A 22,252-nucleotide genomic window follows, 5' to 3' on the forward strand; every position below is an offset into this window, starting at 1 on the left:
TGATTAGATTGATTATGTAGCGAATATAGTACTTTTTATAGAAAAGCATCATCATTCGGCTCCCAAAGTTCAATTTTGTTTCCTTCCGGATCCATAATCCAGCCAAATTTCCCGTATTCGTACTCCTCCATCTCACCAACAATCGTAACTCCTTCTTCCCGCAACACCTCCAGCAAGGCCACCAGATTATCCACCCTGAAATTCATCATAAACTGTTTTTCACTGGGTTTGAAATAATTAGTATCTTTTGAAAACGGCGACCATTGCGTAGAACCGTCATTGCCATCTTTGTCTTTCCACTGAAACGAACAGCCATAAGCATCGACAGGAAGTCCCAAACGATCTTTATACCATTCCTTAATTGCATCCGGGTTTTCACTCTTAAAGAAAAAACCTCCTAATCCGGTAACTCTTTTAATTTCTTTTTTATCCATGGTTCTGATTTTTAAAAAACAAGGTCACTGCCAGCAACAGCAATATTCCTTCAATAGTAAATAAAAACATATGATCTATTTCTCCCGAAATATACGTACATCCCAATCCAAAGATACTCAATCCCAAACCCAGCAGCAACATTTGTACCCTGGCCCGGAACTGCCCTTCTTTTATGGGTTTTGCCAAAAAAAGCATCCACATCCCGCTTAGCAGCATCATTACAGACGAATAAAACCAGATCATCCGCATCCCGTTCGCAGCCGGCTCCTGTATTTCTCCTTTGGCAATATGTTCCATCACCGCTTTCATTCCTAAAAACGCATGCGGAAAGAAGCTCAGACAGGTAATGACTCCAACAAGAATCACTAAATAATAGGCTATCTTATTCATGTTTATAGTGTTTAACAATCTTATCAACGATCACCTGTGCCAGTTTTTCTTTACTTTCCACCGTCCATCCGGCAATATGCGGTGTTAACAATACATTTTCCGATTCCAGTAAATACTGAAAAGCATCCGGCGTTTGCCCATCGGTAAACAGGTTTTCGAAAGATAATTTTTCATATTCCAGTACGTCTAATCCGGCTCCCAGAATTTTACCCGTTTTCATGGCGGTAACCAAATCAGCAGTAACCACACTGTTTCCTCTTGCGGTATTGATAAACCAGAACGGTTTTGAAAAGGCATCGATAAAATCAGCATTAATCATCTTATCGGTTTCCGGCGTCCAGGGCGTATGCAGACTCAGCACATCGGCTCTTTTCTGCAATTCGAGCAATGAAACCTGGCGTGCATTTCCGTCGCCTACATTATCCAGGATATCATAACACAGTACTTCCACATCAAATCCCCGTAGCTTTTTGGCAAAGGATTTTCCCATATTTCCGTAACCAATGATCCCAACCGTTTTACCGTCCAGTTCGTGGCCGCGATTCGGTTCCCGGTTCCAGTGTCCGCTCCGCACTTCCCTGTCGGCTTTGTTAAGCTTGTTAAACAAGGACAGCAGCATGCCCAAAGCATGTTCCCCAACCGCATTGCGATTTCCTTCCGGTGCCGCTATTAAATGCACCCCTTTTGCTGTTGCATAGTCACAGTCGATGCTTTCCAGTCCTGCACCTACTCTTGCAATAAACTGCAGGTTTACAGCCTTATCCAGAAAGGCTTTGTCTATTTTAAAACGGCTTCGGATCACTATACCGTTATAATCCTGAATTTTGGCTTCCACCGCTTCTTTGGAGGATTTAAAATCTTCATGATTAACAAATCCTGCCGCTTCCAGCTGTGCCCATAATATAGGGTGGTTACTATCGATATGAAGTATTTTTACGTCCTGATTCATGTCCCTTTTATATTGTCTAATGATGTTTTTATTCCTTTAATCAGTGACGAACTGAATCCCTGATGTTCCATTTCATTGAGTCCGGCGATGGTACAGCCTTTTGGCGTTGTAACCCGGTCTATAAGCTGTTCCGGGTGCACTTTTTCCTGCAATGCCATTTCGGCAGCGCCTTTCACCGTTTGCGAGGCGATTGCCAATGCTGTCTGGGCATCAAAACCGATCTCAATTCCGGCCTGCATTGCTGCCCGGATATAGCGCAGTGCATACGCCGTTCCGCAGGCTCCCAGAACCGTTGCCGCATCCATCATTTTTTCTTCAATGACCTCTACGGAACCCAACTGGGCCAAAATGTTTAAAAAGGGCTGTACGGTATTGCAATCGTCTTCCCGCAGGGTCACACAGGTTGCCGAAGCACCAAACCGGATGGCAATATTCGGCATAATACGGATGGCAACCGAAGTCGCATCCAATTGCTCCTGCAGGCTTTCCATTGAAAGTCCGCTAACCGCTGAGGCAACAATTTTCTGTTTTAAATGGGGTCGTAAGGCTGTAATGATATTGGTTACCTGAAAGGGTTTTACGGCTAAAATGACCACATCGGCGTTAGTAACCGCATCGTTATTATCGGAGGATAACTGTATGCCGCTATCTTCCAAAAAACGAATTGTTTCCAAATTTCTCCTGGTAACCACTAAGGTGTTACCTTCGGTAAATTTAGCAATGCCCAAAGCGATGGAGGTACCTAAATTACCACCACCAATCACTACAATTTTCATAAGAACAGTTTTTTATGATTAAAAGCCCAATATCAGTTTGGCTATGGAAAAGTAAATCAGGATCCCGCAAATGTCATTACTGGTGGTAATAAATGGCCCGGTAGCCAAAGCGGGGTCAATACCATAACGGTTTAAGGTCATGGGGATAAAAGTACCCAAAACGGAAGCGGTAACAATTACCGAAAGTAAAGCTACGGTTACGGTGATACCCAGCATAGGGCTTACACCTAAAAGGAAATGGCTTCCGATTAATAAAATAATGGCTAATATAAATCCGTTTAGCAGGCTAAGGCTGACTTCTTTCAGTAACCGGTTCCACAAAGAACCGCTTAAGGTGTTGTTTGCCAAACCCTGAACAATAATTGCAGAGGATTGTACTCCAACGTTTCCTGCCATTGCAGCAATCAACGGTGTGAAGAAAAACAATTCCGGATGGTTTTCCATCGCGCCGTCAAAAAGGCCTAATACCTTAACGCTGATGAATCCTCCCAATAGTGCCAGAACCAGCCATGGCAAACGCGCACGGGTTAATTCAAGGATACTGTCATCTGCCTCAACATCCTGCGAGATACCGGCAGCCAACTGGTAATCCTTATCGGCTTCTTCTTTAATAACGTCAACGATATCGTCAATGGTAATACGTCCTACCAGGCGCCCCATTTCGTCTACAACCGGAATGGCTTCCAGGTCATATTTCTGCATGATACGCGCCACTTCAACATCTTTGGTATCTACTTTTACATAGTCTACTTTTTTGATGTATACCTCGCTGATTGGCGTTTTGGTAGAAGTAGTCAGCAAGTCTTTCAGGGACAAACGGCCTTTCAGGCGTTCTTCATCGTCCACTACATAAATGGAATGCACGCGGGAAACATTCTCTGCCTGTTGCCGCATTTCTTTAACACAGGTGAGCACATTCCAGTTTTCATTCACTTTTACCAGCTCTTTCCCCATTAGTCCACCGGCAGTATCTTCGTCATAACGCAATAAGTCTACAATGTCTTTTGCGTGTTCCACGTCTTCCAGCTCGGAGATTACCTCTTCTTTTTTAGACTGTGGCAATTCGGCGATAATGTCGGCAGCATCATCGGTATTTAACTCATCCAGCTCTTCCGCAATTTCTTTTGCAGAAAGGTTTCGAAGGATTTTTTCACGGACTTCTTCGTCTAGTTCAAGAAGAATTTCGGCCGTTTTTTCACTGTCAAGGATTTTAAAAAGATAGCTTGCCTCTGCATCATCGAGTTCCTCCATGATTTCGGCAATATCAGCATAGTGAACGTCCTGGAGCAGAATTTCGAGTTCCTGTCCTTTGTTTTCACTGATTAGTTGCTCAATCTGAGCAATAAAGTCTCTGCTGATTTTAAACTCCATCGGCGGCTATTTTTTGAGTGAGTTCTATAAATTGTTCTACCGAGATTTGCTCCGGGCGGAGGTCAAAGATACTATCTTCTCTTAAATTATCCGATAGCTGAAAAACTTTTAAGCTATTTCGCAGTGTTTTTCTGCGTTGGTTAAATGCGGTTTTCACCACATTAAAAAACATTTTCTCATCACACGGCAGTTTGTAGTTTTCTTTTCTACGCATGCGCATCACTCCCGACTTCACTTTTGGCGGCGGTGTAAAAACGTTTTCCGATACTGTAAACAGGTATTCCGTATCATAAAAAGCCTGTACCAGTACGGAAAGTATACCATAGGCTTTGGTGCCTTTTTTTTCACAGATACGCTCGGCTACTTCTTTTTGAAACATCCCGGAAAATTCCGGAATCTGATCTCTCAGTTCCAGTGCGCGGAATACGATTTGTGAAGAAATATTGTACGGGAAATTACCAATAATGGCAAAAGGTTCGTCGCCAAAGACTTCTTTAATATTATATTTTAAAAAGTCTTTGGAAATAATACGGTTGCTCAGCTGCAGGTAATGCGTTTGCAGGTATTCCACCGACTCGGTATCGATCTCGATCACATAGGTTTCTATGGGTTTCTCCAAAAGATACTTCGTGAGCACGCCCATTCCGGGACCAATTTCCAATACTTTTTTATAGCCTTCCAATACCAGCGAATCTGCAATTTTTTTTGCAATATTCTCATCATTCAGAAAGTGTTGTCCCAAATGTTTTTTTGCTCTTACCTTATCCATTTTTTGGTCTTTTAAAGATTCTACCGCTGTGCTGTTTGTTATTAATGATCACTGATGAGCTGTAATTCGGTTCTGAAAGCCAGCATTTTATCCCCAAACAAAGCAAATCCTTCCGCTCTTAAACGAGGCGCATCTTCATCATAGTATTTTTGCAGGGTTTCTTTGCTGTCTGTCGTGTACTGAATGGAATAGGTAACACCGCCCATTTCTTCTTCAATCAGCACTCTTACCATACGGGCCGAAGTAAATTTCCCCGTTGCCAGAACATCGGCAATGTGCTTTTCCTGCATCCATTTCATCCAGGCATCATGTACACTTTCGTGTATATTAATCGTTACGTTGTAAATTATCATTTTTTAGGAATCTTAATTGTTATTGTATTGGGAGTAACCGGAACGCTTTGCGTTTATAAATTATTATCTCCTCTTAATTTTCTGTAGTTGTTTCGGGCATCCACATAATAGATACTGTCCTGATGGCTGAAAATCACTTTTTCATAAAGTGCTTTGGCTTTTTCAACATCCGGCAAATATTTCCGGTATATCTCTGCCGAGAAAAACAAGGCTTCATCGACATAGACACCTTCTGCATGTTTTTCTATAATTTCCTGATAGGTTTTTAAGGCCCCGGTATAGTCTTTTTTCTGTTCCAGGATCTGCCCTATTTTCAGCAGGGTTTCGTCTTCGATACTTTTCCCTTTCTGTTCGCTCAAAAGGGACTGGAATCCGCTTAAGGCTTCATTGGTTTTGTTCTGGTACAACAGGAAATCCGCTTTTGCAAATTTCTTTAAGGCAACCTGTGTACTGTCCTGAACGGTATGATCGCTGATTAACAGGAATAGCTCCAGCGCATCGTTTGCAATGAGTTGTGACGACGATGCTTTAAGGACTTTAAATTGCTGCTGTGCCCAGTCGAAGTCGCCTTTAAAGTAACTGGCTTTTGCCATTTTAAAGCTGGCTTCGTGTCCTATTTCATCATTTTTCAGGTCGTCTTCTATTTGTGCATAATAAATGATCGCCTGATTGAATTTTTCATCCAGCAGCAAAACGTCTGCCAGTTCCATTTTTACTTCCGCTTTCTGGTAATTGTTTAACGGCAAGTCCAGCGATTGGGTGAGTGTTGTTTTTGCCGCTTCAAACTGTTTCAGGTTAAAGGCGTCAAAATGTGCTTTTAAGATTTGCAGGTGCAGCGAATATGGGGATACCCCGTATTGTTTGAGTAATCCGGACAGTTTTTCCTGAATTACCGGATAGTCTTTTACCGCTGCTTTATCGATATCCATCGAAATAAGCTGATAATGTGCTTCCATCTGCAATTCCATATCCTGGGTGTTTAGCAGTATAAAATCCAGGATTTCTTTTGCCGTATCGTTTTCGCCTTCCTGAACGGCCAGTCTTGCCAGGCTGATAATATTGAACAGGTTTTCCGGGTTGCGTTTAAAGATGGCTTTTTCCTGAATAAAGGCTTTTCCGTATTCTTTTTGCTGCACAAAAAACCAGCTTAAAAACTGGTTCCAGAAAATGTCCTGTGTTTTCTGGGTTCTGATCAACAGGGCTTTTCGCAGGTTGCCATTAAAGGTTTCCTGAGTGTCTTCCATCATAAAGCGCGCCAGCTGGTTTTGCACCAAAGCCAGATTGGGCTGGTTCCGGTAGGAATAGTCCAGTAATTTTTCAATCATCAGTTCCAGATTTCCCAGTTGTCCCTGCAATAAGGCAATCTGGTAATCAAAGTTCAGGTTCGGATTTCCCGCTACGCCTAGTTCGTAGGCTTTTAAGGCTTGTTCCAATAATACTTTTTGTTCAAAAGCGCTTGCAATACCGTAAACATTATTCGGGTTCTCTTTGACAACATCCAATGCTTTCTGATAGTTTTTATTGGCTTTATCCGTATCCTTCTGCAACTGGTAATTATACCCCAATTCGACATAAAGACTCGTTTGTCTGAATTTATCGATACGGAATTTAATCAGTTCTTCTGCTTTGGGATAGTCTTTCAGCTGCTGGTAGCAGGCAATCTGTTTCTGAAAGTAGAGGTAGTTATTGGGCTGTGTTTTCAACAGGCCTTCATAGATCACAATTGCTTTATCGAACTCTCCCCTGTCAAAATAGTTTTGCGCCAGCTGTTCATTTTGCGAGAAAACAAACATCGAGCTAAGCAAAACGATATAAAGAAGAAGGTTTTTCATTCCACAACTGTCATAAAAAAACAATGTACTAATGTAGCTTTTTTTAGCTGATTAGTACATTATTAAAGTATAAGATTTTATTAATTTATGATATCAAATCCGGTGTAAGGACGTAATACTTCAGGAATTACGATTCCTTCCGGTGTTTGATAATTTTCCAGGATTCCTGCCAATACACGCGGCAACGCCAATGAACTTCCGTTTAACGTGTGTGCCAGGTGGTTTTTACCGTCTTTATCTCTGAAACGCAGTTTCAGACGGTTTGCCTGAAAAGTCTCAAAGTTAGATACCGAGCTGATTTCCAGCCAACGGTCCTGTGCTGTTGAGAACACTTCAAAGTCATAGGTTAATGCCGAAGTGAATCCCATATCGCCTCCGCACAAACGCAGGATTCGGTATGGCAGTTTCAATTCCTGAAGCAATGTTTTCACATGCTCTACCATTCCTTCCAGGGCTTCGTATGATTTTTCAGGATGCTCGATTCTAACGATCTCCACTTTATCAAACTGGTGCAAACGGTTTAATCCGCGAACGTGCGCTCCGTATGAACCTGCTTCACGACGGAAACACGGTGTGTAACCCGTACATAAAACCGGCAGTTCATTTTCCTGCAAGATCACATCACGGAATAAATTGGTAACCGGAACTTCTGCCGTAGGGATTAAGTATAAATCGTCAATTCCCACGTGGTACATCTGCCCTTCTTTATCCGGCAGCTGCCCTGTTCCGTATCCTGATGCTTCGTTGATTAAATGCGGAACCTGGTATTCTTTATAACCGGCTTCGGTATTTTTATCTAAAAAGTAAGCGATCAATGCACGTTGCAAACGCGCTCCTTTTCCTTTATAAACCGGGAATCCGGCACCTGAAATTTTGGTTCCCAATTCGAAGTCGATAATGTCATATTTTTTCACCAATTCCCAGTGTGGCATAGCACCTTCATGCAATACCGGAATGGTTCCTTCTTCAAAAACGGTTTCGTTATCTTCCGGTGTTTTTCCTTCCGGAACAACATCGGCAGGAAGGTTTGGCAATTTATACAGTTCCTGCGTTAATTCATCAGAAACCGCATTTAACACATCTGTTAATTCCTTGCTTTTCTCTTTTAAGATGGTTGTTTTTTCTTTTAAGATTTCCGCTTTGGCTTTCTCACCGCTCTTCATTAACTCACCGATGTCTTTGGATAGCTTGTTCGATTCTGCCAAAGTGTTGTCTAATTCCACCTGAGTTGCGCGGCGCTTTTCATCTAAAGCCACCACTTCTTCAACCATTGCTTTTGCGTCTAAATTACGTTTCGCCAAAGCCTGGATTACTTTTTCTTGGTTTTCTCTAATAAATGCTATCTGTAACATACTATAATGATTTTAAGGTCAGCAAATTTAAGGAATTGTTTTTTATAAAAAAGAATGCAATTTAACAAAGCCTTTCTTCTTTCCCCGTCCCTGTTAATTATCAGCGCATTATTCGAAAAAAACGAGCCCCTATTTTAGATTATTCCTTAACTTTGGCAAATTTTACTAAAGTATATGAAAAAACACCTCTTAATTTTTGCATTATTAGCAACCACATTTTCTTTTGCCCAAACCGAAGAAGAAGTGTTCTCCAGCATGGTGGAAGCCGAAATGAAAGCCGCTTCCAACACGATGAGCTTTGCTGCCAATGCCAATACTCAAAACTATGACATTACCTATCATAAGCTGGAATTCACCGTTAATCCTGCCAATTATTTTATTTCGGGAGTAGTCACTACCGATTTTATTGCCAAGCAAAACATGAATACCATCACTTTTGATTTAACCAATGAATTAACAGTGAGCAGCGTTAAACAAGGAAATACAACCTTAACCTTTACACAAAATGCAAACGACGAACTGGTAATCACGTTACCGTCCACACTGGCTACCGGCGCTGCAAGTTCCGTAAAAATAACCTATTCCGGCGCACCATCCGGTGAGAATGCTGCTTTTACAACCAGTTCCCATTCCGGCACACCTATTTTATGGACCTTATCCGAACCTTACGGCGCCAAAGACTGGTGGCCCTGCAAGCAGGATCTTAACGACAAAGCCAACAGCATTGACGTGTATATCACCGCTCCTTCCCAATATGTGAGCGTATCAAACGGACTACAGGTTTCCAGCACAACCAATACCGGCGGAACCAAAACAACGCATTTTCACCACAGCTACCCTATTCCGGCCTACCTGATTGCCATTGCGGTAACCAATTATCAGATATACAATCAGCTTGGCGGTATTGCACCAAACACTTTCCCGATTGTAAATTACATTTATCCGGAAAGCGCTACTGCTGTTCAGGCTAATTTAGCACCAACACCAACGATCATCAACCTATACGAAACCCTTATCGGGCCTTATCCTTTCCGAAATGAAAAGTACGGACACGCACAGTTCGGATGGGGCGGCGGAATGGAACACACGACCGTTTCTTTTATGGGCGGTTTCAGCCGCAGCCTGATTGCACACGAAATGGCACACCAATGGTTTGGCGACAAAATCACCTGTGGTACCTGGAAAGACGTCTGGTTGAATGAAGGTTTAACCGAATATATGGCCGGACTGGTTGTGGAAAATCTGGACAGTACCGCAGATTTCATCACCTGGAAAGACAATAAGATCAGCAGTATCACGGCTCAGCCTGACGGTAATTTATACCTGACAGACGATCAGTTAAGCAACGTCAACCGTATTTTCAGCAGCCGGCTTACATACAACAAAGGCTCCATGGTAACCAACATGCTGCGCTTCAAATTAGGCGATACCGTCTTTTTCCAGGCGTTACGCAATTATTTAAATGACCCGGCACTGGCTTACGGTTATGCGGTAACCTCTCAGTTACAGGCACATCTTGAAACAGCTTCCGGAATGAATCTTACCGAGTTCTTTAACGACTGGGTTTACAACCAGGGTTATCCTTCCTATACTATTACGGCTCAGAACTGGGGTGCCGGCCAGGTAAAAATCAAAGTGACACAAACACAATCGCATGCTTCCGTGAGCTTTTTTGAAATGCCGCTTCCGATCCGCCTGAAAAACGGAACACAAACACACGATGTAGTCGTAAACAACACTACTAACGGGCAGGAGTTTATTGTTCCGGTTCCGTTTAGTGTTACCGCTCTTGAATTTGATCCTGAGAAAAACATCATCTCCAAGAATAACACGGCTACTTTAGGAAACGCCTCATTCGATATAGCCCAGACAATCGCGGTGTACCCCAATCCGTCCAGCGATCGGATCACGATACAGCTGCCAACCGATATTCAGCTGGAAAACGTAGCGATTTACAATACTTTAGGACAGCTGATTAGCACCGAAAAAAGCAGCGATATTAACGTTAGCCAACTGGCTAAAGGCATCCATATCCTAAAAATCAGTACTTCCGAAGGTGTCTTTCATAAAAATTTTATAAAAAAATAGGCAATCTGTAATAACATGATAAAAAGTAAGGTGAAAACCTTACTTTTGTCGTTTATAATAAAAAAAGTTTTTCAAAAATGATACAATTAGGGCAAATCCTTTTCATATTATCCGTATTGGTTATTCTTCATGAATTCGGTCATTATATTACTGCTAAGATGTTCAAAGTGAGAGTAGAGAAATTCTACCTTTTCATGGATGCCGGATTCTCTTTATTAAAAAAGAAAATCGGAGAAACAGAATGGGGAATCGGATGGCTGCCTATTGGCGGATATGTAAAACTTTCCGGAATGGTAGACGAAAGTATGGATATGGATCAGATGAAACAGGAGCCTCAGCCCTGGGAATTCCGTTCTAAACCGGCCTGGCAGCGTTTAATCATTATGCTGGGTGGTATTATTGTAAACATTCTTCTGGCCTGGTTTATCTACACAATGGTGTATGTTACTTACGGGCAGAAATATATTGCTACAGAAGTTATTCAGAAAAATGGACTAGCTTTTGGCGAGACCGGAATCAATGTAGGTTTTAAAAACGGCGACAAAATCCTTGCTGTTGACGGAAAATACCAGGATCGTTTTAACCGTATGACTTTAGACATCTTATTGGGTGATAAAATCGAAGTGGAAAGAAACGGAGAAAAGAAAACCATCGTCCTGACCGATCCGCAAAAAGCAGAGATCATCGGTAAAGAAGGCCGTGATTTTATCCAGCCGCGTCTTTCCAGCGTTGTAGTTGATACTATTGCACCAAAATCGGAAGCTTTTAAAGCAGGATTCAAAAAAGGGGACCACCTGGTTGCCATTGACAATAAAGATTTCCGATTCTTTGATGAATTAAAAGAAAGCCTGAGCGCTCACAAAAACGATTCGGTTACCATTACCGTTATCCGCAACAACGAAAAGGTTACACTAAAGACTTTGGTTGACAAAGACGGCAAAATAGGCTTTATCCCGGCTTTTAAAGACAAACTGGACTATGAGGTTATCAATAAACTAACGTTGTTTCAGGCAATCCCGGAAGCTGTAAAAGAGTCCTACGAGCTTTTGGTTTACAATGTAAAACAGTTCAAATTGATTTTACGTCCGAAAACGGAAGCCTACAAGCATGTAAAAAGCCCGGTTGGAATTGCAAGAGCTTTACCGGATCAATGGAACTGGGAGTTTATCTGGAACTTTACCGCACTATTTTCTATCGGTTTGGCGTTTATGAATTTGTTGCCAATCCCGGGATTAGATGGCGGACATGCCCTGTTTACCATTGCTGAAATGATTACCGGTAAAAAATTAAGTGAAAAATCGATGGGGTATGTACAAACCTTCGGAATGATTATCTTATTGAGCTTAATGGCTTTAACTTTCGGCAAAGATATTTACCAGTTAATTGCCGATAAATTTTTCTAATTTTTTGCATTTTTTATTTGCGAGATTAAAATTTCGACTTATATTTGCACCGCAATAAAGGTAACACACCTTCCTCCTTAGCTCAGTTGGTTAGAGCATCTGACTGTTAATCAGAGGGTCCTTGGTTCGAGCCCAAGAGGGGGAGCAAAATAAAAGCCAGTTCAACGCTGGCTTTTTATATCTAACAATAAGTTCTTTTTTTGACAAAAAAACACAGTTTCCTCCTTAGCTCAGTTGGTTAGAGCATCTGACTGTTAATCAGAGGGTCCTTGGTTCGAGCCCAAGAGGGGGAGCTAAAATAAAAATCCTGGTAGCAATACCGGGATTTTTTCGTTTACAACATTTCCGTTTCTATAAAGAAAATTCCAAACTACAGCGTTACCGCAATCTGCTCTAATTGCCTGAAGACCGGTATTAACGATTTTCCTTTTTCCGTCAGGGAATACGCTATATGCAATGGCTTCTGCCGAACCACAACTTTATCCAGCAAACCAGCCGCAACCAATTCTTTTAAGGCAATTGCCAGCGATTGCTTATTCGTTCCTTCTATCTGGCGTAACAGCTTATTGAACCGCAAATCGGATGCGATTGCCAATTGAAATATTTCAGGTTTCCATTTACCGGAAAGCAATTTTAAAAGTTCCTGTGCCGGACAAATTTCCACTATATCCACTGCCTTTTCGGTAATCGTATTTTTCTGGCTCATTGCATTCATATTAAACGGAAATTTATAAAAAATAAATCAATTATCCGGTTTGAATTTCACAACCAGACCACTTTCAACAATTATCCCCACAAAACAACATCGGCCACCCTCACCTTCACTCAAAAAAGTTATATTTCTAATACACTTGTTTAAAATCCAACACTTCCCCGGTACATTTCTTTACATTTGCAACACCTTTAGCCCTATACATTATTTTAAGCCACTCCAAAAATGAAAATCAGAACAATTACCTTCCTTTTTATTTTTATCAGCTTTATTTCCAAAAGCCTATACGGTCAGGTCCCGGAGTTGATTATATCCGATCATAACAATACCACTGGCACGATAACCATTGATTGTGATTACAACTTTATTCCGCCCAAAAAAGTCAGGCTGACAGCAACCTTTCCCGATTTAAAAAGCACCACAGAATATACCGTTGAAAGCGTTCCGTTCAACCAAACCGGCAGTTTTGCCGACGGAACGCCTATCGTATTTAGCGGAGACGACACCTGGAGCAGCGCCATCCCAATGGGTTTTACCTTTTGTTTCTACAACAACAACTATAATTCGGTTACCGTAGGCGATAACGGCATCGTCCGTTTCGGGTACGACAGCAGCGTTCCCGAAGGTGCTTTTTCATCGATAATCAATACTACTCCCAACCCATCATTGGTCAGAAATGCCATTTTTGGAGGGTTTCAGGACATGCTCAACATTCCGGCAGGATTTGGCTGTGCTGCAGGAGAAAACTGCGGCACGGTTACCTACCTGACCACCGGAACAGCCCCTTTCAGAAAATTTATCGTAAATTTTAATGCCGTTAACCATTTTAACTGTTATGGCACGAATACCCGGAAATCCACATTTCAGATCATCCTGAACGAAACAACCAATATCGTTGAGGTGAATGTAAAAGACAAACCTTTGACCTGTACCGGAAATATCAGTGCCAACGGAAACGGAAATTCACTGATAGGTCTTAACAATTCCAATGGCACAAAAGGAATCGCACCGCCGCAAAGAAACACCGGTACCTGGGCCGCCCAAAATGAATCCTATCAATTTCTGCCCAGTGGTGCCAGCAGTACCACCTTGTCCTGGTACAATGCTGCCGGCAGCTACCTCGGAAATGCCAACCCAATAGAAATAATACCGCCCAACTATTCTACTTTTTACAATGCAAAAGTGCTGTACAACACCTGCTCGCCCGTTACTATAGAAAATACCATCGTGATTAACTACGACCTGGATTATCCCGTTGCACCGGACATTTCTGCAAATTTTTGCGATACCGCCAATCCTTTCCCCGATGAAATCGTAGACATTGCCGGTTTACTGCCTGCGGAAGCCGGAATTATCAAAACAATACACAATACCCAGGCGGAAGCCGATGCCAACGCAAATGCTTTGTCCGGTATGGACACCTTTCACATGACCACCACTACCCGCACCTTTTATTACAGGGTAACCAAAGGAAGCTGTTATGCCACCGGCAAGATTACCGTGAAATTATTTCAGACACCTCAAATAGCCGATCAGGAAATCCGCATCTGCGACACCAATAATGACGGCTCCGAACCGGTTTCTTTACCCGGTTTAACAAGCCAGATCGCCGGCTATCTGCCCGGCATGACAGTTTCCTACTACCATAATCTGCCCAATGCCAATGCCGGGATCAATCCTGTGACCAGTATAACCGTAAACAATCCTCCCGGCTTTTATGACGTGTACATCAGAGTCGTGAACGCCAGTAATCCCAGCTGTTTTACAGTACGTAAAATCACCTTGAGAATAATGCCGAAACTGGAATTGGCTCCGATTACCCCATTCTGTATTAACGATCCGAATTTTGATTTACACGAATTATTCGACTTAACTTCAATTCCGGTAACCATAATAACCGGTCCTGCAAATACAAATGCGCTGACAATCCAGTATTATACCTCGCTGTATAATGCACAGAACGGCATCAGTCCGATTGCCAATCCGAACAATTATCTGGTAAGCATTCCGTCACCGCATACGGAAACAACCCTTTATATGACGATCAATGCATCCGGTTATTGCAGCACGATAGTACCGGCAACGATCCGCTTTTGCGAAGCCATGGGTGGCGGTGGAGGCGGTGGCGGTGGTGGAACTGGCGGCGGAGGCGACTTTGGTGCCTGTCTGGAAACAGGCGAACCCATTCCTTCCTACGACCTGAATGTAGTTTACAACAGTACGATGAGCGCGATCGTACCGCTTCCTATTCCGTTAGGCTTTTATACCACTTTAAACGGTGCCCAGACCGAAGATCCTGCAACAGCATTAACCAACACCCAGATCAGCAGCTTTTTCCCGGTTGTCCCGCTTTCCGCAGTATGGGTACGCTATGTCGACATTAACGGGGTTGTCGGCATTATAAAGCTGGTCATTCCGGTTAAGTTTATCAAACATGTCAACCAGGATTACACCATTTGTGACCTCTTAAACGACGGACACGAAACGGTTAACCTGCTGCCTTATATCACCCAGATACAACTGGAAAATCCCGGGGAAACCGTTAGCTGTTTTGCAAACATAACCGACTATAACGCCGGCACCAACCCGATTACCAGTATCACGGTTTCTTCCCCCAATACGATTGTATACGTAAAAGTAAAGTCCTATAATTGCAGCTCTAATTATGACCTGAATTTTATCCTGACACCTTTTAACATCGGAACTCCCGTTAACCGGCAGGTTTGCGATATCGGGGCAGACGGTACCGAACTTTACGACCTGACAACGATGATTCCGGGACTTACCTCCGGATTTAACAGCCCGTTAGTGAGCTTCCACACCACCTCAGCCGGTGCTTTCAACCAGACCAACCTCATCAATTCCCCGGCAAACTATCCGATAAACCCAATGACCGTTGTATGGGTAAGAATTGAAGAAGATCCGGCAACGGCTCCGAATGAATGCCCGACCATACAGCAGGTAAATTTCGGTTTCTTTAATTCCGTGGCTACCAACCCGATTGGTGTGGTTGAAATTTGCGATACGGACAATGACGGACAGGTTCTTTTTGACAACCTGAATCAGGTTGTTGCTTCCGTTATTATCGAAAACCCTTTGGAACCGATTATCAAAAAACTATACACCAGCCTGACCGCTGCTCAAAACAACGATCCGGTTTACGAAATTTTACCCGACTGGGATACCTTTGTTTACGACACTTCTATTTTAGGTGTTACCGGTAGTATTTACCTCTATTTAAAGAACACGGTTACCGGCTGCGAAAGAATCGTCCCGATCAACGTTGCCATACTGTCGTTCCCGCTAACGGTCAATTCTGTGGTCACAACCTGTGATTTCGAAAACGACAACAGCGAAACCATTGCCGACATGGCTGTTTTTAACCCTCAGATCACTTCCAATTACCTGCTCTACACCTATCAGTATTTCGAGAACATGATCGATGCCCTGGCAGGAACACCCGAAATTCCGGCTGATTTCACCATTCAGCATAACGATACCGTTTATGTAAAAATAACCAATGGCACAAACGCTGCCTGTGCCCGCATAGTACCCGTTGCCATTCAATTAATCCCTGCTCCGGCGGTAACCCCGGTAACGGCTGTTATCTGTGATAACCTCGGAGACGGAAGCGAGGCCGTTAACCTTAACAGCTACCAGGACCAGCTTATCAGTAATCCTGCAAATACTTCTTTTACATTTTACAATTTATATAGCGATGCCTTACAGGAACTGAATCCCATTCCAAATTTGAGTACGACAAACTTTACCGTTTCCTCATTCGACGCAAACAATTTTTCCCCTCCTGTATTTGTGAGAGTCACCAATACCATTACCCATTGTTTTGCCATCACAACGATTGTTTTTCAAAGAAGGGATCTAATAACTGCCAATGACACTATTCAGTCGGCCTGTGATATTTCGGTCACAAACGAGCTTAGCGGTATTTTTAATTTACCCGCTTCCATACCAGATATGATTACCAATCCTTCCGGCTATACCATTAGCTTTCACAACACTCCTGCCAATGCCGCTACAGGTGCAAATCCTATTGCAACCCCAGATATATATCCGGTAACTGCCAGCCAGACCTCTTTTGTATATGTCCGGTTCGAAGACCTTGCCACCGGCTGCTACACGGTTAAAACGCTGGAACTTCAGATTTACAACCTGCCAAAATTCGTGAACAGCACCTACGATGTCTGTGATGATAATTTAGATGGTTTGTACACCATTGATTTAACACTGCTTAATGCCACTGTAGTCGAAAATCCGATGCCTTACAGCTTCCAGTATTTTTTAAATGCGGCCGATGCTGCCAGCAATAGCAATGCCATTACGAATATTACCAACTATACTATTGATCCGAATGATTTCCCTGAAATCATTTATGTAAAAGGTACCAACAGCAATAATTGCAGTAAAACAAAAACGGTTACGCTGGAACACAAACCGGAAGTACCATTGTTAACAGATACCGTAATCCTTACAGAATGTGATACGGATAACAACGGTATAGAAACCTTTGATTTAACAACAGCTGAAGGGCTTATCACTGCCCAGCCGGGAATTCAATTCCAGTATTTTTCTGCTATTGCCGATTTGCAGTCGAATACCAACCCGATTGCCAATCCCGGCGCCTACCCTAATCCGCTACCCAATTCGAATCCGGTCTATGTAAGGCTGTCTGCGCCAAACACCCATTGCGACAATTGGGCAACCATAACCTTAAATCCGTTTTACGAAGAATATTCTTTACCCAATCCGATAACACTTTGCGATAACAATGCCGACGGAACAGAACAGGTTGACTTAACCCAGACCATCTACGACCTGCTTCCTGCCTATGATCCAGCGGCTTTAGCACTCGAGTTCTATCTGTCTTCTTCGGATGCCAATGCCGGCACAAACAGCATAACCGATCCGCAGCATTATATATTTTCAAATTTTGCGACACCGCTTTTCGTAAAAATCAGGAATATTGCAACCGGATGCAGCCTTGTAAAAGAACTTCATTTTATCAATCCGCCAGCCATTATACTGACTCCTCAAACAATAAGCCGCTGTGATTTCGACAGGAATGGCACGGAAGTCATCAACATATCAGACTATTACAACCTGCTGCACAGCAATCCGTCCAGCTACACCATCAGCTGTTATGCTACCGAGGCTGGCGCCAATGCCGCGTTAATTGCCGATCAGCTATCCGCAACTGCATACCTGCTAACGCAACCGCAGCAAACAATATGGGTTCGCTTTGAAGACAGCCACGGTTGTTTTTCCGTAACGTCCTTAACGGCACACATTATCCCGCTTCCCAATCCGAACATTCATCCCGTTCCGCTGGAGTCCTGCGACGATAATAATCCCGGGGATCTGAAAGAAGTTTTTGATCTGACTACAAATGCCGCTTATGTTTTAAACGGCAGTACCGACCTGATCACCTATCACCTCACCGAAAGTGACGCCAATAACGGTTCCAACAGCATCGCCAATCCAACAAGCCATGAAACGGCCACCGCAAGTGTCTGGATCAGGGTTACGACAAATCCGGTGAGTACGCTTACCGATTGTGCTGTTATTATCGAGCAAAAGCTCATTGTACATCCTTTGCCGGCAGCCGGCAGCATCAGCGATTATTACAGCTGTATCAATACCAATGACGGAAAAGCCACTTTTACCTTACATACAAAAGATGAAGCCGCTTTAGCCGGACAAAACCCAAATACGTTTACCGTGAACTATCACCTTGCGGAAAGTGATGCGGCACTGGCAGTAAATCCGCTGCCTGCAATTTTTATAAGCACGAGCCGGTTACTTTGGGTAAGCATTCAAAACAACCTGACCGGCTGTATCAGCACCACGACATTACAACTGATTGCCGAAACCAGTCCAACGGCTACAAAACCGCCCGTTCATGCTACAACCGTATGCGATGCCGATGGCACTAACAATGGTCACACCGTTTTTGATTTAACCGCATTAGATCCGGTGATCTTAGGTCCGTATCAGGCTAACAATCCGGATTATTCGATTCATTATTACTCCGGTTTGGCAAACCTCAATGCCAATATCCCGATTAGCAATCCGGCTGCTTTTGAAAACGAATCCAATCCGCAGATAATATATGTAAGGGTCGTTCATGAAAATACGGTCGGGAAATGTGCTGCCGAAACAAGCTTTAATATAAAAGTCAACCGCCTGCCCGAACCGGTGCCAAACGATGGTTTTGTGTGCTACAATCCGGTTACCGGAGCCGTTCTGAGCAGCCATATTATCCATTCAGGATTGAGTGCCACAACCCATACTTTTGAGTGGTACAACGGAACCGTACTGATACCGGGCCAAACCGGCACCGCGCTGGAAGCAACACAACCCGGTCATTATTTTGTAGTGGCCACACATACCGCAACAGGATGCGAATCGGTTCCGGCAGAAGCCGTAGTCGGACATTCGGAACCGGCTATCGCGACCGCACGGGTAGAATATTCTTTTAATGACATTATCAACATCATCATCCACGCTACGGGTGCCGGAAATTACAGCTATCAGCTAAACGAGGAACCGATACAGGCTTCGCCGGTTTTTGAGAATGTAGCTGCCGGAACACATACCCTACTCGTTCATGACAATAACGGCTGTAATCCTACCCGAATAGAAGTGGTAGTCCTCGATTATGACAAATTTTTCACCCCGAACGGCGACGGCTATAATGACACCTGGCATATCGCCGGAATTAAAGGGCAGCCAAACGCTAAAGTGTACATCTTTGACCGCTATGGAAAATTCCTGAAACAGCTCTTTCCGGGAGGAAAAGGATGGGACGGGACTTATAATGGCGCACCGCTTCCTTCAACCGATTATTGGTTTTCAGTAAAATACATTGAAAATGGGGAAGAGAAGGAATTCCGCTCCCATTTTGCCATGAAAAGATAGGTCCGGATGCCCGGATCAGCTATAAAAATTAGCCGAAATAACCTTGTTTTATTTCGGCTAACTTCATTTATGTAACAAAAGTTACATCTTATCTCCGTTTTTTTTTCGTAAATTTATAAGTCAAAAGGAACATTTATCATGAAAAACACATTCCAGAACTGGCATTTTATGCGGTTCTTCCGTCTTGCCATTGCCTTGTTTTTAGGCTATACTGCTTATGACAGCAACCATTGGATATTCGGGTTGTTTGCGCTTTTCTTTCTGTTCCAGGCATTATTTAATTTCGGATGCCAGTCGCAATATTGCACCCTTCCATACAAAAGGAGAAAACAATAACGTTAACACGCAATGCTTAATTAAAAAAGATGATTTATGAGCACTTTTTCTGAAATAACCAATAGGAAAGAACCTGTTTTAATTGACTTTTTTGCAACCTGGTGCCAGCCTTGTACCGCATTAGCTCCGGTGTTAAAAGAAGCAAAAGCTGTATTGGGCGATACCGCTCATATCCTCAAGATCGATATTGACAAAAATCAGGACCTCGCTGCAAAATACCAGATAAAAAGCGTCCCGACCATGCTGCTCTTCAAAGAAGGCAGGCAGCTTTGGCGGCATTCCGGAATAATCACAAAAGATGCGCTTATTTCCGTTATCAATTCTCATAAAAGTTAAGCCCCCTAAACCTTTATAACCATGAAAAAAAATATCGGTAACATCGACAAAATCATCCGTATCACCGTTGCCATTATCCTGTCCTTACTGGTTTCCACAGAAATCGTAACCGGAACTTTTGGCTATATACTGTTAGCCATCGGGCTGTTTTTACTGCTTACGGGTGTAATTAATTTTTGTCCCATTTATTCCTTTTTCAAAACCAACACCCGGAAACTGAAGTCTTAAACCGCAGCAATATCTTTTGGAAATGCTTTCTAAAACAGGAAATGTTAAAACACACCTGCTATTTTTAACACCACATTCTTTTCAAAATAAGTATCTTTACTAATAGACCATAATTAAAGATACGGATGACTTCTGAAATCACTTCTGAAAAAATAAATACTGCAGCACAGGCATTCTCACACTGGAAAACGGTAAACATAACCGAACGCATAGCCTGTATCCGGCAACTGAAAACAACCCTTTTGGACAACAAGCGTCAATATGCCGAAATGATCACGGCAGAAATGGGCAAACCCATTACGCAGGCGGTTGCCGAAGTAGAAAAATGCGGGGTACTATGTGATTACTATATAGAAAATGCAGCTGCTTTTTTGCAGGACAGGATTATAAAAACAGAAGCCGCAGAAAGTTATGCAACCTATGAGCCCTTAGGCGTGCTACTTGGCGTAATGCCCTGGAACTTTCCTTTCTGGCAGGTTTTCCGGTTTGCCGTTCCGTCCATAATTGCCGGAAACACGATTGTTTTAAAACACGCCAGCAACGTTCCGGAAACGGCACAGCTGCTCGAAACACTTTTCACCAAAAGCAACTTCCCGGTTGGCATCTATCAGAACCTGCCTATTTCCAGCAAGGAAGTTGCCGCAGTTATTGCCAACCCGCATGTTAAAGCGGTTTCCTTAACCGGAAGTGAAAACGCCGGAATTTCCGTTGCCACGGAAGCGGCGAAACACCTGAAAAAATCATTACTGGAATTAGGCGGAAGCAACGCTTTTATTGTTTGTGAAGATGCCGATCTGGACAAAGCGGTTAGTATTGCGGTAAATGCCCGCATGCAAAATGCCGGACAAAGCTGTATTGCCGGAAAACGTTTCCTGATCCAAAAAAACATCTACGAATCCTTTTTAGAAAAATATATCCTTGCTGTGAGCCAGCTAAAAATGGGCGACCCGATGGATCCCGCAACACAGGTAGGTCCGATGGCCAGAGCCGATTTAGCACAGGAAGTGGAAGAACAGCTTAACCGATCCATTGCCATGGGGGCCAAAGTAGTCTTGGGCGGTCATCGCAATGATGCCTATTTTGAACCGACCATAGTGACCAACATCACAGCAGAGATGCCGGTTTTTAACGAAGAAGTATTCGGACCTGTCGCGACCATAATCACTTTCGATACGATTGAAGACGCTATAAAAATCAGCAACAACTCCCAGTTCGGGCTGGGCGTCTCCGTTTTCACACAGAACATCCCTTTTATCAAAACCAAAATACCCGCTTTTGAAGAAGGTGCCGTATTCCTTAACGAGATGATAAAATCCGACCCGCGGTTACCGTTTGGCGGTGTCAAAAAATCCGGTTACGGAAGGGAACTTTCCGAAGAGGGAATACGGGAATTTGTAAACATCAAAACAGTACTTATAAATAATTAAACCATGCAAAAAGTAATAACAATACTGGCGGCTACCGCTCTTTTCACCTCCTGCATGAAACCCAGCGAGGAAACCGTTAACGAAGAAAAACAGGAAATCGGCACCACACTCGACGATTGGCACAAAGCGGCGGCAGAAGCCAACTATGACGATTATTTCAATGAATTAACGGACGATGCCATATTTATCGGTACCGATGCTACCGAGAACTGGGACAAAACCGCTTTTCAGAAATTTGCCAAACCGTTTTTTGAAAGAGGAAAAGCCTGGAATTTTACGCCATTGGAACGCCATATTTATTTTAACGAAGACCTTTCGTTAGCCTGGTTTGATGAGCTGCTGGACACGCAAATGAAGATATGCAGGGGCTCCGGTGTTATGGTTAAAACCGAAGGGCAATGGAAAATCAAACACTATGTACTGTCCATGACCGTACCTAATGACAACATTACCGAAGTGGTAAAGGCTAAAAGTGCTCTTGAAGACAAACTGGTCAATCAATTAAGAAAACAATAACTATTTTCCTTTTTTTTAAATTTAATTTTGCATCCTCAAACCA

At 43.1% G+C, this 22,252-nt stretch carries 18 protein-coding genes and 2 tRNA genes; 10 read left to right on the forward strand and 10 right to left on the reverse strand.

Features of this window, described 5'->3' with window-relative positions:
• Window positions 1-35 precede the first annotated feature (35 nt).
• The 9 genes from BGO42_RS03195 to serS form a co-directional block, all read right to left on the reverse strand.
• Complete coding sequence (locus BGO42_RS03195) at window positions 36-434, reverse strand: VOC family protein (RefSeq protein WP_177731200.1); 399 nt, start codon at window positions 432-434, stop codon at window positions 36-38.
• Window positions 427-825, reverse strand: coding sequence for a hypothetical protein (locus BGO42_RS03200; protein ID WP_177731198.1), 399 nt, complete (start codon window positions 823-825; stop codon window positions 427-429). Before BGO42_RS03200 ends, BGO42_RS03195 begins: the two co-directional genes overlap by 8 nt.
• Window positions 818-1,774: a 2-hydroxyacid dehydrogenase gene (locus BGO42_RS03205; RefSeq protein ID WP_273246002.1), complete on the reverse strand. Its 957-nt coding sequence runs from the start codon at window positions 1,772-1,774 to the stop codon at window positions 818-820. Before BGO42_RS03205 ends, BGO42_RS03200 begins: the two co-directional genes overlap by 8 nt.
• Entirely contained in the window at window positions 1,771-2,550 is a 780-nt protein-coding gene (gene proC / locus BGO42_RS03210) for a pyrroline-5-carboxylate reductase (protein WP_177731194.1), read from the reverse strand. The genes BGO42_RS03205 and proC overlap by 4 nt, the downstream gene beginning before the upstream one ends.
• An 18-nt stretch (window positions 2,551-2,568) precedes the next feature.
• On the reverse strand, window positions 2,569-3,921 hold the full coding sequence (gene mgtE, locus BGO42_RS03215; protein WP_177731192.1) for a magnesium transporter: 1,353 nt from the start codon (window positions 3,919-3,921) through the stop codon (window positions 2,569-2,571).
• On the reverse strand, window positions 3,911-4,690 hold the full coding sequence (gene rsmA / locus BGO42_RS03220) for a 16S rRNA (adenine(1518)-N(6)/adenine(1519)-N(6))-dimethyltransferase RsmA (RefSeq protein WP_177731190.1): 780 nt from the start codon (window positions 4,688-4,690) through the stop codon (window positions 3,911-3,913). The genes mgtE and rsmA overlap by 11 nt, the downstream gene beginning before the upstream one ends.
• A 41-nt stretch (window positions 4,691-4,731) precedes the next feature.
• Entirely contained in the window at window positions 4,732-5,043 is a 312-nt protein-coding gene (locus BGO42_RS03225; RefSeq protein WP_177731188.1) for a DUF4286 family protein, read from the reverse strand.
• A 53-nt stretch (window positions 5,044-5,096) separates the two neighbouring features.
• Window positions 5,097-6,875, reverse strand: a complete 1,779-nt coding sequence (locus BGO42_RS03230) for a tetratricopeptide repeat protein (RefSeq protein ID WP_273246000.1) — start codon at window positions 6,873-6,875, stop codon at window positions 5,097-5,099.
• 80 nt (window positions 6,876-6,955) lie between these two features.
• The gene (gene serS, locus BGO42_RS03235) at window positions 6,956-8,227 is read right to left on the reverse strand and encodes a serine--tRNA ligase (RefSeq protein ID WP_273245999.1); all 1,272 of its coding nucleotides are present in this window, start codon (window positions 8,225-8,227) and stop codon (window positions 6,956-6,958) included.
• Between the two features lie 174 nt (window positions 8,228-8,401).
• On the opposite strand from serS, the gene BGO42_RS03240 reads away from it, so the two are divergent.
• The 4 genes from BGO42_RS03240 to BGO42_RS03255 all read left to right on the forward strand — a co-directional run bounded on the left by BGO42_RS03240 (window position 8,402) and on the right by BGO42_RS03255 (window position 12,011).
• Complete coding sequence (locus tag BGO42_RS03240; RefSeq protein ID WP_273245998.1) at window positions 8,402-10,315, forward strand: M1 family metallopeptidase; 1,914 nt, start codon at window positions 8,402-8,404, stop codon at window positions 10,313-10,315.
• Between the two features lie 77 nt (window positions 10,316-10,392).
• A complete protein-coding gene (gene rseP, locus BGO42_RS03245) occupies window positions 10,393-11,718 on the forward strand; it encodes an RIP metalloprotease RseP (RefSeq protein ID WP_273245997.1) in 1,326 nt (441 codons plus the stop codon).
• A 71-nt stretch (window positions 11,719-11,789) separates the two neighbouring features.
• Window positions 11,790-11,863: transfer RNA gene (locus BGO42_RS03250), tRNA-Asn, on the forward strand.
• A gap of 74 nt (window positions 11,864-11,937) precedes the next feature.
• Window positions 11,938-12,011, forward strand: a tRNA-Asn gene (locus BGO42_RS03255).
• A gap of 77 nt (window positions 12,012-12,088) precedes the next feature.
• On the opposite strand, the gene BGO42_RS03260 is transcribed toward BGO42_RS03255, so the two are convergent.
• The gene (locus tag BGO42_RS03260) at window positions 12,089-12,424 is read right to left on the reverse strand and encodes a winged helix-turn-helix transcriptional regulator (RefSeq protein ID WP_177731177.1); all 336 of its coding nucleotides are present in this window, start codon (window positions 12,422-12,424) and stop codon (window positions 12,089-12,091) included.
• Window positions 12,425-12,655: 231 nt separating this feature from the next.
• Here BGO42_RS03260 and BGO42_RS03265 point away from each other — a divergent pair, with 231 nt between their 5' ends.
• From BGO42_RS03265 to BGO42_RS03290, 6 genes are all read left to right on the forward strand, one after another.
• Window positions 12,656-19,366, forward strand: a complete 6,711-nt coding sequence (locus BGO42_RS03265) for a T9SS type B sorting domain-containing protein (protein WP_273245995.1) — start codon at window positions 12,656-12,658, stop codon at window positions 19,364-19,366.
• A gap of 138 nt (window positions 19,367-19,504) precedes the next feature.
• Window positions 19,505-19,702: a hypothetical protein gene (locus BGO42_RS03270; RefSeq protein WP_177731173.1), complete on the forward strand. Its 198-nt coding sequence runs from the start codon at window positions 19,505-19,507 to the stop codon at window positions 19,700-19,702.
• Between the two features lie 36 nt (window positions 19,703-19,738).
• Window positions 19,739-20,038 carry a thioredoxin gene (trxA, locus tag BGO42_RS03275; RefSeq protein ID WP_177731171.1) on the forward strand — a complete coding sequence of 100 codons (300 nt, stop codon included), beginning with the start codon at window positions 19,739-19,741 and terminating at the stop codon, window positions 20,036-20,038.
• A gap of 21 nt (window positions 20,039-20,059) precedes the next feature.
• Window positions 20,060-20,266 (forward strand): YgaP family membrane protein, encoded by a 207-nt coding sequence (locus BGO42_RS03280; protein WP_177731169.1) that lies wholly within the window; start codon window positions 20,060-20,062, stop codon window positions 20,264-20,266.
• Window positions 20,267-20,391: 125 nt separating this feature from the next.
• Window positions 20,392-21,693 carry an NAD-dependent succinate-semialdehyde dehydrogenase gene (locus BGO42_RS03285; RefSeq protein WP_273245994.1) on the forward strand — a complete coding sequence of 434 codons (1,302 nt, stop codon included), beginning with the start codon at window positions 20,392-20,394 and terminating at the stop codon, window positions 21,691-21,693.
• 3 nt (window positions 21,694-21,696) lie between these two features.
• Window positions 21,697-22,209: a nuclear transport factor 2 family protein gene (locus BGO42_RS03290; RefSeq protein WP_177731165.1), complete on the forward strand. Its 513-nt coding sequence runs from the start codon at window positions 21,697-21,699 to the stop codon at window positions 22,207-22,209.
• Window positions 22,210-22,252 lie beyond the last annotated feature (43 nt).

The sequence above is a fragment of the Flavobacterium sp. 40-81 genome, from assembly GCF_001898245.1.
In the GTDB taxonomy this organism is placed as follows: domain Bacteria; phylum Bacteroidota; class Bacteroidia; order Flavobacteriales; family Flavobacteriaceae; genus Flavobacterium; species Flavobacterium inviolabile.